Origin of the sequence: Streptomyces sp. NPDC096046 (assembly GCF_040303285.1) — a bacterium.
In the GTDB taxonomy this organism is placed as follows: Bacteria; Actinomycetota; Actinomycetes; order Streptomycetales; family Streptomycetaceae; genus Streptomyces.
In genome coordinates, this window is the sequence record NZ_JBEOSZ010000023.1 from 113,997 (window position 1) to 125,605 (window position 11,609).

Sequence of the window (11,609 nt, forward strand, 5' to 3'; positions counted from 1 at the left end):
GCGTATCGGCGTCACCCCGGGCGTCTCACCTCACGCCGATCACGATCATCGCCAGGACCATGGCCAGGGCCAGGAGAACGCTCAGCCGCCGCAGCATGTCCTGCGTGTCGCGCAGTTCCTCGGGCGGCTCGTTCTCGGGGTCGGACCACAGCATGACCCCAGCGTGCGGCCTGGCCCGGCGGGGCGCCTGAGTAGGGGTACTCAAATCGGCGCCCCGCGTTGCTTCACCCGGCCGGTCTCATCCTGGCCAGTAGGTGCGGCCCCACGCCGCCGGCCCCGGCTGGGGCAGGCGGTGGGCCGCGATGCGGGACGGGTCGGACCAGGAGTCGCGGGTGGCCGGCGCGCCGGGCGGCGTCGCCGCTGCCGCCGCGGCGCGGGCCCTGACCACCGCCAGGGCGGCGGCCAGCTCCTCCGGGGTCGGGTTGCCCCGTACGACCTTGATCGTCATGTGGGCCTCCTGGGCTCGCTGCGGGCTAGAGGGGGATGTTGCCGTGCTTCTTCGGAGGCAGGGATTCCCGCTTCGTACGCAGTTGACGCAGCCCCCGTACGACGTGCCGGCGGGTCTCGGAGGGCAGGATCACGGCGTCGATGTAACCGCGCTCGGCCGCGACGTAGGGGTTGAGGAGGGCGTCCTCGTACTCCTGGATGAGCCGCGCCCGGACCGCCTCCAGGTCCTCCCCGGCCGCCTCGGCCTCGGCGATGGTGCGGCGGTGCAGGATGTTGACCGCGCCCTGGGCGCCCATGACGGCGATCTGGGCCGTGGGCCAGGCGAGGTTGAGGTCGGCGCCCAGGTGCTTGGAGCCCATGACGTCGTAGGCGCCGCCGAAGGCCTTGCGCGTGATGATCGTGATGAGCGGGACGGTCGCCTCGGCGTAGGCGTAGATCAGCTTGGCGCCGCGGCGGATGATGCCGTCGTGCTCCTGGTCGACGCCGGGCAGGAAGCCGGGGACGTCGACGAAGGTGAGCACCGGGACGTTGAAGGCGTCGCAGGTCCGTACGAAGCGGGCGGCCTTCTCGCTGGCCTTGATGTCCAGGCAGCCGGCGAACTGCATCGGCTGGTTGGCGACGATGCCCACCGGGTGGCCCTCGACCCGGCCGAACCCGGTGACGATGTTCGGCGCGTACAGCGGCTGCGTCTCGAAGAACTCGGCGTCGTCCAGGACGTGCTCGATCACCGTGTGCATGTCGTACGGCTGGTTCGCGCTGTCCGGGACGATCACGTCCAGCTCGCGGTCCTCGTCGCCGACCTCCAGGTCCGCCTCCTCCGCGAAGACCGGGGCCTCGGAGAGGTTGTTGGACGGCAGGTACGACAGCAGCTGCTTGATGTACTCGATGGCGTCCTTCTCGTCGCCCGCCATGTGGTGGGCGACTCCCGAGGTCGCGTTGTGGGTCCGCGCGCCGCCCAGCTCCTCGAAGCCCACGTCCTCGCCGGTGACGGTCTTGATGACGTCGGGGCCGGTGATGAACATGTGCGAGGTCTGGTCGACCATGACCGTGAAGTCGGTGATGGCCGGGGAGTAGACCGCGCCGCCCGCGCACGGCCCGACGACCAGGCTGATCTGCGGGATCACGCCGGAGGCGTGGGTGTTGCGGCGGAAGATCTCGCCGTAGGCGCCCAGCGAGGCCACACCCTCCTGGATGCGTGCGCCCCCGGAGTCGTTGATGCCGATGACCGGGCAGCCGGTCTTCAGGGCGAAGTCCATGACCTTGACGATCTTCTGGCCGTACACCTCGCCGAGGGCACCGCCGAAGACGGTGAAGTCCTGGGAGAACACGGCGACCGGGCGGCCGTCGACGGTGCCGTACCCGGTGACGACCCCGTCGCCGTACGGGCGGTTCTGGTCGAGGCCGAAGTTGGTGGAGCGGTGCCGGGCGAACTCGTCGAGTTCGACGAACGAGCCCTCGTCGAGCAGGAGCTCGATCCGCTCACGGGCTGTCAGCTTGCCCTTGGCGTGCTGCTTCTCGACGGCACGTGCGGAGCCGGCGTGTGTCGCTTCCTCGATGCGTCGCTTCAGATCCGCGAGCTTGCCCGCGGTCGTGTGAATGTCGGGCTGCTGCTGCTCTTCCGGCTCGGACATCGGGATGCGGCTCCCTGCCTGCTCAAAAGGGGGGACGGTTACTCATCCGTAGAGTAGTGGGGTGCCTCCGCATCGGCAGTGCGGCGTTTACCACACCTAGGGTGGCTTGCATGACGCCGCGAGATGCATCAGAGCCGAACGGAAGCCGGTGGTCGGACCTGGACCGTCCGCCCCTCAACATCACCGCCCTGCGCCGGGGTCTGGTACGGCAGGGAGGGCTGTGGTCGGAGGTGGACCTGGTGCAGCGCACCGGCTCCACCAACTCCGATCTGGTGGCCCGGGCAGCGAAGGGCGAGGCGGCCGAGGGCGCGGTGCTGGTCGCCGAGGAGCAGACGGAGGGCCGCGGCCGCCTCGACCGGCGGTGGACGGCACCGCCCCGCTCCGGCCTCTTCTTCTCCGTCCTGCTCACGCCGAGCGAGGTGCCGGTGGCGCGCTGGGGATGGCTGCCGCTGCTGGCCGGGGTCGCGGTGGCGACGGGGCTGTCCCGGGCGGCGGGCGTCGACACGGCCCTGAAGTGGCCGAACGATCTGCTGGTCACGGTGGGGGGAGCCGAACGCAAGGCCGGCGGGATCCTGGCCGAGCGGGCCGGCGACGGCGGGGTGGTCATCGGGGTCGGCGTCAACGTCTCGCTGAAGGACGACGAGCTGCCCGTGCCGACGGCGGGGTCGCTGGGGCTGGCCGGGGCGGTGAGCACGGACCGGGACCCGCTGCTGCGGGGCGCGCTGCGCTCGCTGGAGGACTGGTACGGCAAGTGGCGTGCCGCCGAGGGCGACGCGGGGGTCTGCGGGTTGCACGAGGCCTATGCGGCCGGCTGCGCGACGCTCGGGCGCGTGGTGCGAGCGGAGCTGCCGGGGGATCGGGCGGTTGTGGGGGAAGCGGTGGCCGTGGACGGGGACGGGCGGTTGGTGCTCGCCACCGAGGAGGGCGTGCAGGAGCCGGTCGGCGCCGGGGACATCGTGCACCTGAGACCGGCGTGAGCTGAGGGCGAGTGGGCCCGCGACACGGTGGGGCAGAGTGCCGCCGCGCCCAGCAGGCCACCACCAGCGGCATGCGTCCTCGCAGCTCAGCGGGAGTGTGCCCGAGCGGGGTGCGGGCCAGGTGCCGCCGGCCCGTCCGGCGATCGAGGACGAGGCCGTTCAGGCCGATCGGGCGTCCAGGGGGGCGGATCCCTCCGGGGGCAGCGGCACAGACGTCGAGTTGCCTGCAACACCGGGTGCCTCACCCCCCGGCGGCCCTCACGGAGTGAGCTGGCGCACACCTGCCGTAGAGTTGAGGCCGGTCGATACATGACCGTGACAGATCGGAAGGGCAACACGCGTGACCGTCGACGACTCGGGTTCCGGCGAGGACGCGCAGGGCGCCGACTCCGGCGAGGATCCGCTCGCCCTGCGCCTCGAAGGGCTCATCCTGGGCGCCGAGCGCCGCTACACCCCGTTTCAGGCGGCCCGCAGCGCCGGCGTCTCCATGGAGCTGGCCTCCCGCTTCTGGCGGGCCATGGGCTTCGCCGACATCGGCCAGGCCAAGGCCCTGACCGAGGCGGACGTCCTCGCGCTGCGGCGTCTGGCCGGTCTCGTCGAGGCGGGGCTGCTGAGTGAGGCGATGGCCGTGCAGGTGGCCCGGTCCACGGGGCAGACCACCGCGCGGCTCGCCGAGTGGCAGATCGACTCCTTCCTGGAAGGGCTGACCGAGCCGCCCGAGCCCGGCATGACCCGCACCGAGGTGACCTACCCGATCGTCGAGCTGCTCCTGCCCGAGCTGGAGGAGTTCCTGGTCTACGTCTGGCGCCGGCAGCTCGCCGCGTCGGCCGGACGGGTCGTGCAGGCGGCCGACGACGAGGAGATGGTCGACCGGCGCCTCGCCGTCGGCTTCGCCGACCTGGTCGGTTTCACGCGGCTGACCCGCCGCATGGAGGAGGAGGAGCTCGGCGAGCTGGTCGAGGCCTTCGAGACCACGGCCGCCGACCTCGTGGCCGCCAACGGCGGACGGCTGATCAAGACCCTCGGTGACGAGGTGCTGTACGCCGCCGACGACGCGGGCACGGCCGCCGAGATCGCCCTGCGGCTGATCGAGACCATGGCGCACGACGAGACGATGCCGGAACTGCGGGTCGGCATGGCGTTCGGCACGGTGACCACCCGAATGGGTGATGTGTTCGGTACGACGGTGAACCTGGCCTCCCGGCTCACCTCGATAGCTCCCAAGGACGCCGTCCTGGTCGACACCGCCTTCGCCGAGGAGCTGATCCGTACGCAGGACGCCCCGACCTCGGAGGCGGAGGCGGCCGAGGAGGCCGCGGCGGCGGAGAAGGAGGGCGAGGAGCCCCCCGTGTACCGGTTCGGGCTCCAGCCGATGTGGCAGCGGCCCGTGCGTGGGCTGGGCGTCGTGGAGCCATGGCTGCTCACCCGGCGGGACGGCGCGCCGTAGCCGCTTGCCCGTGGGGCGTCACCGGCGGCCGAGGGGCGAGTCCACGCAGAGGCCGATGACCGGCACGCACAGGCCCGGGTCCCGCGGCTGCGCGGGCGCCTCGGGCCGCGGTTCCGGGGTGGGCGCGGTCCTGCTCGGCCGTGCGGACGGGGTCGGTGCCGGGTGCGGGGCATCGCCCTGCGACGCCGTCGGCGCCGGGGCCGGGCCCCGGGTGTTCGGCGTGTCGGGAATGGTCGTGGGTGCGGGGCCGGTGACCGCGGCGCCCACGGAGGTGCCGGTCGGGGCGGAGGCAGGCGGCTGGGGCCGCTCGGTGGCCGGGGGCGGGGTCAGGTCGCCCAGGGGCGTGGGCGACGAGGGGCTCGCCTCGGGTGCGGCCGGGAAGGTCGCGGCGCTGTGGGTGGCGTCATCGGGGGCGGTGGAGACCGGGTCCGGGCGGGGCCCGGCCCCGACCGGACCGGCGTCGGCGTCCGGACCGGAGGCCAGGCGCAGGAGGCTCAGGGCGCCGGTGGCGAGGGCGAGGGCAAGGCCGCCGACGGCGAGCAGGACCTTGCGGGGACGGGGCTTGCGGTGCCGGCCCCGGACGCGCGGAGCGAAGGGCCCGTTCTCGGCCGGGTCCGGCTCGACGGGCACGGGCGGCTCACGCCGATGGGGCGCCGTGGTGCTCCCGATGTCTCGTGGCCTCGCCTGCGTGTTCGTCGTCATCACGGCCCCTCCCCGAAACGGTCCCTCCCCGACGCACCCGCGCCCCCTGTACGCCGTGGCGGACGCACGCTATGCGCTCCCATGGGCGGTTGGGCCGGAGTTGGGGTGATGTCACTCGAACGGGTGGGCGGGGGGTGGAGGGGGAACCGGATGCGTCCGGCCTTTCGCGGGTGGGGCGCGGCTGCGATGATCTGGGCGTCGACCTTGTTAACCCGCGTTAACCGGAGGGTGTCATGAGTGAGGAACGGTTCGGGGAGTTCGTGCTGGTGCGGCGGCACGAGCAGGGGCATGTCGCGGAGCTCGTCCTCGACCGGCCCAAGGCCATGAACGCGGTGTCGACCCAGATGGCGCGGTCCGTCGCCGGGGCCTGCGCGGCCCTGGGGGAGGACCGGGACGTCCGGGCGGTCGTGCTCACCTCGACGCACGAGCGGGCCTTTTGCGTGGGGGCCGACCTGAAGGAGCGGAACTCGTTCAGCGACGCGGATCTGCTGCGGCAGCGGCCGGTGACGCGGGGGGCGTACACCGGGGTGCTGGAGCTGCCGGTGCCGACGGTGGCGGCGGTGCACGGGTTCGCGCTCGGCGGCGGATTCGAGCTGGCTCTGGCGTGTGACGTGATCGTGGCGGACCGGACGGCCGTGGTGGGGCTGCCGGAGGTCTCGGTCGGGGTGATCCCCGGGGGCGGGGGGACGCAGTTGCTGCCGCGACGGGTCGGGGCGGCCCGGGCGGCCGAGCTGATCTTCTCCGCGCGGCGGGTGGAGGCCGAGGAGGCGGGGGAGCTGGGGCTGGTCGACCAGGTGGTCCAGGAAGGACGGGACCGCGAGGAGGCGCTGGCACTGGCGGCCCGGATCGCCGGGAACTCGCCGGTGGGGCTCCGCGCGGCGAAGCGGGCGCTGCGGCTCGGGCAGGGGCTGGATCTGCGGGCCGGGCTCGAGGTTGAGGACGCGGCGTGGCGGGCCACGGCGTTCTCGGGGGACCGGGCGGAGGGCGTCGCGGCCTTCAACGAGCGGCGCACGCCGCAGTGGCCGGGGGAGTAGGGAGCGGGAGCCCCGGCCCGGGCCGAACAGGTCGTCCCCGTTCGCGTCGTAAACAGGTCAGTCTGGCTGGAAACTCCCTAGCCTGGAGTGATGGGTGAGGACAGACGGCTGGCGGCCGTCGTCGCATTGGCTCAGGGGATGGCGGCCGCGCACGGGTCGCGTGAGGCGTGGCGTGCGGCGGCCACCGGGGCGTGCCGGGCCCTGGGCGGGAGCTTCGCCGCGCTGTCGGTGTGGGAGCGGGAGCTCGGGCGGCTGAGGGTCCTCGTGAACGTCGGCGAGCTGGCCGAGGGGGAGGAGGAGTTCCCCGAGGACGAGGCCTATCCGGTGCACCAGTTCGCGGAGATCACCGAGTTCCTGCACGAGCAGTGGGCCGGTGGCGGGGAGCCCGACGCGTGGGTGGAGACCGCCCAGGGGCCCGCGGCCGGGCGGCGGCCCGGGTACTGCCATCAGCGGGTGGCCGCCCTGCGGCGCCGGGGCCGCGGCTGCTGCGTGGTCGCGCCCATCGTGCTGCACGGGCGGGCCTGGGGCGAGCTGTACGTCGCCCGTCCGGCCGGTGAAGCCGTCTTCGGCCGGGGTGACGCCGACTTCGCCACCGTCCTGGCCTCCGTCGTGGCCGCCGGTATCGCCCAGACCGAGCGGCTGGAGGAGGTCCGGCGGCTCGCCTTCACCGACTCCCTCACCGGACTCGCCAACCGGCGTGCCGTGGACGTGCGCCTGGAGCAGGCGATCGAGCGGCATCGCGGTGACGGCGCCGTCGTCAGTCTCGTCGTCTGCGATCTGAACGGGCTCAAGCGGGTCAACGACACCCACGGGCACGCCGCCGGTGACCGGCTCCTGGAGCGGTTCGGCTCGGTGCTGTCGCTGTGCGGGGCCATGGTGCCCGGGGCGCTGGCGGCGCGGCTCGGCGGGGACGAGTTCTGTCTGCTCGCGGTCGGGCCGCCCGCCGACCAGGTCGTGAAAGCGGCCGGCGAACTGTGCCGCCGGGCCGCCGAGTTGGAGCTCGGAGACGGCGTGGCCTGCGGGGTCGCGTCCACGGAGGATCCGATCGGTCCCGTGCGCTCCGCCCGGCGGCTCTTCCGTCTGGCCGACGCCGCCCAGTACCGGGCCAAGGCCGAGCGGGCGAACAGGCCGGTCGTGGCCGGGCGGGCCGGGCCGGACGACCCCGTGGTGCGGCTGGCGGACCAGCCGTCCCAGGAGGCGGGCGGTGAGCGCCGGAGGTTCAGGGGCCGGCACACGCCCTGACTCCGGCGGGCCGGACGGCGTGACGCATGCGGTGACCGGATGGTGTGACGCATTCGGTAAGGGGTGAACGCCGCCCCCAGTGGTGACATCATCGAATTCACTGCGTACGCTCCTGAATATGGATATGCACACTGTGGTGGTGGGGACCTCTGGGGTGACCGCGTCCGACGTGCTCGCCGTGGCACGCGGCGGTGCCCGCGTCGAGCTCTCCGAGGAGGCCGTGGCCGCCCTCGCCGCGGCCCGCGAGATCGTGGACGCGCTGGCGGCCAAGCCGGACCCCGTGTACGGCGTGAGCACCGGCTTCGGTGCCCTGGCGACCCGGCACATCAGCCCGGACCTGCGCGCTCGGCTCCAGCGCAACATCGTCCGCTCGCACGCCGCCGGGATGGGTCCGGCCGTGGAGCGCGAAGTCGTCCGCGCCCTGATGTTCCTGCGGCTCAAAACCGTCTGCTCCGGACACACCGGCGTCCGGCCCGAGGTCGCGCAGACCATGGCCGACCTCCTCAACGCCCGGATCACCCCGGTCGTGCACGAGTACGGCTCCCTCGGCTGCTCCGGCGACCTCGCGCCGCTGTCCCACTGCGCGCTGGCGCTCATGGGCGAGGGCGACGCCGAGGGCCCCGACGGTGTCGTGCGCCCGGCCGCCGAACTCCTCGCCGCTCACGGCATCCAGCCGGTCGCACTGCGCGAGAAGGAGGGCCTCGCCCTTCTCAACGGCACCGACGGCATGCTCGGCATGCTGGTGATGGCCCTGGCCGACCTGGAGACGCTCTACCGGTCCGCAGACGTCACCGCCGCCCTGTCCCTGGAGGCCCTGCTCGGCACCGACAAGGTCCTCGCCCCCGAACTGCACGCCATCCGCCCGCACCCGGGGCAGGCCGCCAGCGCCGCCAACATGCTGGCGGTGCTGAAGGGGTCGGGCCTGACCGGGCACCACCAGGACGACGCCCCGCGCGTCCAGGACGCCTACTCGGTGCGCTGCGCCCCGCAGGTCGCCGGCGCCGGGCGGGACACCATGACCCACGCCCGGCTGGTCGCCGACCGCGAGCTGGCGTCCGCCGTGGACAACCCCGTGGTCCTGCCCGACGGCCGGGTCGAGTCCAACGGCAACTTCCACGGGGCGCCCGTCGCCTACGTGCTGGACTTCCTCGCCATCGCCGCCGCCGATCTCGGCTCCATCGCCGAGCGGCGTACCGACCGGCTGCTCGACAAGAACCGCAGCCACGGCCTGCCGCCGTTCCTCGCCGACGACCCTGGTGTGGACTCGGGCCTGATGATCGCTCAATACACACAGGCCGCGCTGGTGAGCGAACTGAAGCGGCTCGCCGTACCCGCGTCGGCCGACTCGATCCCGTCCTCCGCCATGCAGGAGGACCACGTCTCGATGGGCTGGTCGGCGGCGCGCAAGCTGCGCACGGCCGTCGACAACCTCACTCGCGTCATCGCCATCGAGCTCTACGCCGCCACGCGCGCCGTCGAGCTGCGCGAGGGGCTGACCCCGGCACCCGCGACACGGGCGGTCATCGACGCCGTACGGGAGGCGGGAGTCCAGGGCGCCGGGCCGGACCGGTTCCTCGCCCCCGACCTCGCCGCGGCGGACGCGTTCGTGCGGGACGGGCGGTTGCTGGCCGCCGTGGAGAAGGTCACCGGGCCGCTCCAGTAGGGCGGCAGGGGCCCTGTCGTCGGCGGGGCCCCGCGTCAACGACCGTCAGAGACCGAGCCGCTCCCGGCGGACCGAGTACACGACGAATCCGGCGCCCAGCGTCAGGCAGAAGGTCCCGCCGATCACGTACGGCGTGCTGTCGAAGCTGCCGGTGTCGGCGAGACGGGTGCCGGTGACGGAGGCGTCCGCGGTCGTGGCCGCGATCCGAGCCTGTTCCGTGACCTGCGGCGACGGGCTCGTCGAGACCGCGTCTCTCACCGGCGAGTCCGACGTCGCGTTCGCGGACGGGACGAACCACAGGGCGCCCAGCAGGGACGCCGCGGCGGTGGCGGTCAGCAACGGACGGCGAGCGGATGACACGGAATATCGATCCCCTTGTGGCGCTGGCGAATTGGCCGTGTGGGGCGATGTTAGTGAAAGTCGCGGGTCACGGGAAAGTCACGGGAGGACCTGGACGTACGCTCGCGCCATGAGCACTCCAGAGACATCACGTTTTGTACGGGTTCGAGTCGAAGTCGTTCTCGAGGTCGACGACGCGGACGCGGTCACCAAGGCCGCGCTGCGCCGGATCGCGGACGACGCAGAGATGCCGGCGGCGGAACGAACCCACGCCGAGGGTGCTGTGACGGAAGACACGGCGGAGGCCCTGGCGTACCTCGTGGACCCGTTCGACCTGGTCAGCCAGGTGCCGGGGGTCGAGCTCCAGCAGGCCTCCTGGAGCAGCGAGCGGATCGACTACGACCCCGACTCGCCGGAGTGGGACCTCGACGAGGATGATGGCGACGGCAACGACGGCTGAGCTGTTCGGGAAATTCGTGGCCCCGGGCGGCAACCGCCGCCGGGGGTCTTCGCGTCTCAAGCGGCGCATCGACCGCACCTGTATCGACCGGCACCGTCCGTCACGGACGTGGTGATCCCCACACCTGCGCGATCTGGGGAACCGGGCGAACCGGTCGTAGCGTTGAACGTTCCGGACGAAGGACTCATGGGTTCCGACGGGGGCACTCAGAGTGGGCGGGGGCGCTCAGGTGCGGCGGGCGCACTCGGGGTTTGGGGAATTAGGCAACGATGGAGAAGCGTGTGATGACGGTCAGTAAGCGGCGCAAGGGCCTGACGGTCGCGTCCGCACTGCTCGGCGGAGTGCTGATGCTCTCGGCCTGCTCCGGAGGCGACGAGGGCGCCGGGAGCGACGGAGGCGACAGCTCCCAGTCGAAGGTCGACGAGGCGGCGGCGAAGAAGACCTCCGAGGCCCAGATCAAGATCACGCCCGAGGACGGTTCCGACAACGCCTCCATCAACAACTCCGCCGCCGTCACCGTGAGCAAGGGCACGCTCACGGACGTGAAGATGACGACGTCGGAGGGCACCGAGGTCAGCGGCCAGATATCCGCCGACAAGACCAGCTGGAAGCCCACCACCCAGCTGGAGCGGTCCACCACGTACAAGCTGGCGGCCGAGGCGAAGGACTCCGAGGGCCGCGTCGCCCACGAGAACGCCTCGTTCACCACGGTCTCCCCGGCCAACAGCTTCATCGGCAACTTCACGCCGGACGACGGCACCACCGTGGGCGTCGGCATGCCGGTCTCGATCAACTTCGACAAGGCGATCACCAACAAGGCGGCCGTCCAGAAGGGCATCGAGGTCAGCACGACCAGCGGCCAGGAGGTCGCCTGCCACTGGTTCAACGCCAACCGCATGGACTGCCGGCCCGAGGACTACTGGAAGGAAGGCTCCACCGTCACGCTGAAGCTCGCGCTCGACGGCGTCGAGGGAGCCAAGGGCGTCTTCGGCGTCCAGCAGAAGACGGTCACCTTCAAGATCGGCCGCAACCAGGTCTCGTACGTCGACGCGAAGACCAAGCAGATGAAGATCACGCAGGACGGCAAGGTCGTCCGCACGATCCCGATCTCCGCCGGCTCGCCCGAGAACAAGACCTACGAGGGCGTCATGGTGATGTCCGAGAAGTTCAAGGAGACGCGCATGAACGGCGCGACCGTGGGCTTCACGGACGACGACGGCAAGGGCGAGTACGACATCAAGGACGTGCCGCACGCCATCCGCCTCTCCAGCTCCGGCACGTTCATCCACGGCAACTACTGGGGCGCGAAGTCCATCTTCGGCAGCGCGAACACCAGCCACGGCTGCGTGGGCCTGCAGGACGCCAAGGGCGCCGACGACCCGAACACGCCGGGCGCGTGGTTCTACAACAACTCGCTCATCGGTGACGTCGTGGTCGTCGAGAACACCGGCGACAAGACGATCGCGCCGGACAACGGCCTCAACGGCTGGAACATGAACTGGGCCGACTGGAAGGCCGGTTCGGCGGTCTGACCACTCGCCGGTCCCACTGACGAAAGGCCGCCGCCCACCCCCGCCGGGGGGGTGGGCGCAGTGGTGTCCGACCCGGACCGCGATGCCCTGCTCGTCGAGGACCTGGCCCACGTCGTGCGGATGGATGTCGCCGAG

General features: G+C 72.2%; 12 protein-coding genes and 1 pseudogene. 7 read left to right on the forward strand and 6 right to left on the reverse strand.

What is annotated here, in order from left to right; genetic code table 11:
- Positions 1 to 25: 25 nt before the first annotated feature.
- The 3 genes from mmpB to ABTX62_RS21290 all read right to left on the reverse strand — a co-directional run bounded on the left by mmpB (position 26) and on the right by ABTX62_RS21290 (position 2,078).
- Entirely contained in the window at positions 26 to 154 is a 129-nt protein-coding gene (mmpB, locus tag ABTX62_RS21280) for a morphogenic membrane protein MmpB (protein ID WP_107062905.1), read from the reverse strand.
- Positions 155 to 238: 84 nt separating this feature from the next.
- Complete coding sequence (locus ABTX62_RS21285; RefSeq protein WP_031132777.1) at positions 239 to 448, reverse strand: acyl-CoA carboxylase epsilon subunit; 210 nt, start codon at positions 446 to 448, stop codon at positions 239 to 241.
- A gap of 25 nt (positions 449 to 473) precedes the next feature.
- A complete protein-coding gene (locus ABTX62_RS21290; protein WP_352117622.1) occupies positions 474 to 2,078 on the reverse strand; it encodes an acyl-CoA carboxylase subunit beta in 1,605 nt (534 codons plus the stop codon).
- Positions 2,079 to 2,188: 110 nt separating this feature from the next.
- On the opposite strand from ABTX62_RS21290, the gene ABTX62_RS21295 reads away from it, so the two are divergent.
- Complete coding sequence (locus ABTX62_RS21295) at positions 2,189 to 3,055, forward strand: biotin--[acetyl-CoA-carboxylase] ligase (RefSeq protein ID WP_352117623.1); 867 nt, start codon at positions 2,189 to 2,191, stop codon at positions 3,053 to 3,055.
- 340 nt (positions 3,056 to 3,395) lie between these two features.
- The gene (locus tag ABTX62_RS21300) at positions 3,396 to 4,502 is read left to right on the forward strand and encodes an adenylate/guanylate cyclase domain-containing protein (protein WP_283969371.1); all 1,107 of its coding nucleotides are present in this window, start codon (positions 3,396 to 3,398) and stop codon (positions 4,500 to 4,502) included.
- Between the two features lie 18 nt (positions 4,503 to 4,520).
- On the opposite strand, the gene ABTX62_RS21305 is transcribed toward ABTX62_RS21300, so the two are convergent.
- A complete protein-coding gene (locus ABTX62_RS21305) occupies positions 4,521 to 5,204 on the reverse strand; it encodes a hypothetical protein (RefSeq protein WP_352117624.1) in 684 nt (227 codons plus the stop codon).
- 233 nt (positions 5,205 to 5,437) lie between these two features.
- On the opposite strand from ABTX62_RS21305, the gene ABTX62_RS21310 reads away from it, so the two are divergent.
- From ABTX62_RS21310 to hutH, 3 genes are all read left to right on the forward strand, one after another.
- Positions 5,438 to 6,238: an enoyl-CoA hydratase/isomerase family protein gene (locus ABTX62_RS21310; RefSeq protein ID WP_352117625.1), complete on the forward strand. Its 801-nt coding sequence runs from the start codon at positions 5,438 to 5,440 to the stop codon at positions 6,236 to 6,238.
- A gap of 90 nt (positions 6,239 to 6,328) precedes the next feature.
- Positions 6,329 to 7,480 (forward strand): GGDEF domain-containing protein, encoded by a 1,152-nt coding sequence (locus tag ABTX62_RS21315; protein ID WP_352117626.1) that lies wholly within the window; start codon positions 6,329 to 6,331, stop codon positions 7,478 to 7,480.
- 124 nt (positions 7,481 to 7,604) lie between these two features.
- Positions 7,605 to 9,143, forward strand: a complete 1,539-nt coding sequence (gene hutH, locus ABTX62_RS21320; protein ID WP_352117637.1) for a histidine ammonia-lyase — start codon at positions 7,605 to 7,607, stop codon at positions 9,141 to 9,143.
- Positions 9,144 to 9,188: 45 nt separating this feature from the next.
- Here hutH and ABTX62_RS21325 read toward each other — a convergent pair whose 3' ends face one another.
- Entirely contained in the window at positions 9,189 to 9,503 is a 315-nt protein-coding gene (locus tag ABTX62_RS21325) for a hypothetical protein (protein ID WP_283969375.1), read from the reverse strand.
- Positions 9,504 to 9,612: 109 nt separating this feature from the next.
- Between ABTX62_RS21325 and ABTX62_RS21330 the strand changes: the two genes are divergently transcribed.
- Positions 9,613 to 9,942: a hypothetical protein gene (locus tag ABTX62_RS21330; protein WP_352117627.1), complete on the forward strand. Its 330-nt coding sequence runs from the start codon at positions 9,613 to 9,615 to the stop codon at positions 9,940 to 9,942.
- A gap of 284 nt (positions 9,943 to 10,226) precedes the next feature.
- Entirely contained in the window at positions 10,227 to 11,474 is a 1,248-nt protein-coding gene (locus ABTX62_RS21335; protein ID WP_352117628.1) for a L,D-transpeptidase, read from the forward strand.
- A 48-nt stretch (positions 11,475 to 11,522) separates the two neighbouring features.
- Here ABTX62_RS21335 and ABTX62_RS21340 read toward each other — a convergent pair.
- Positions 11,523 to 11,609: pseudogene (locus ABTX62_RS21340) on the reverse strand (aminotransferase class V-fold PLP-dependent enzyme); the annotation flags it as partial.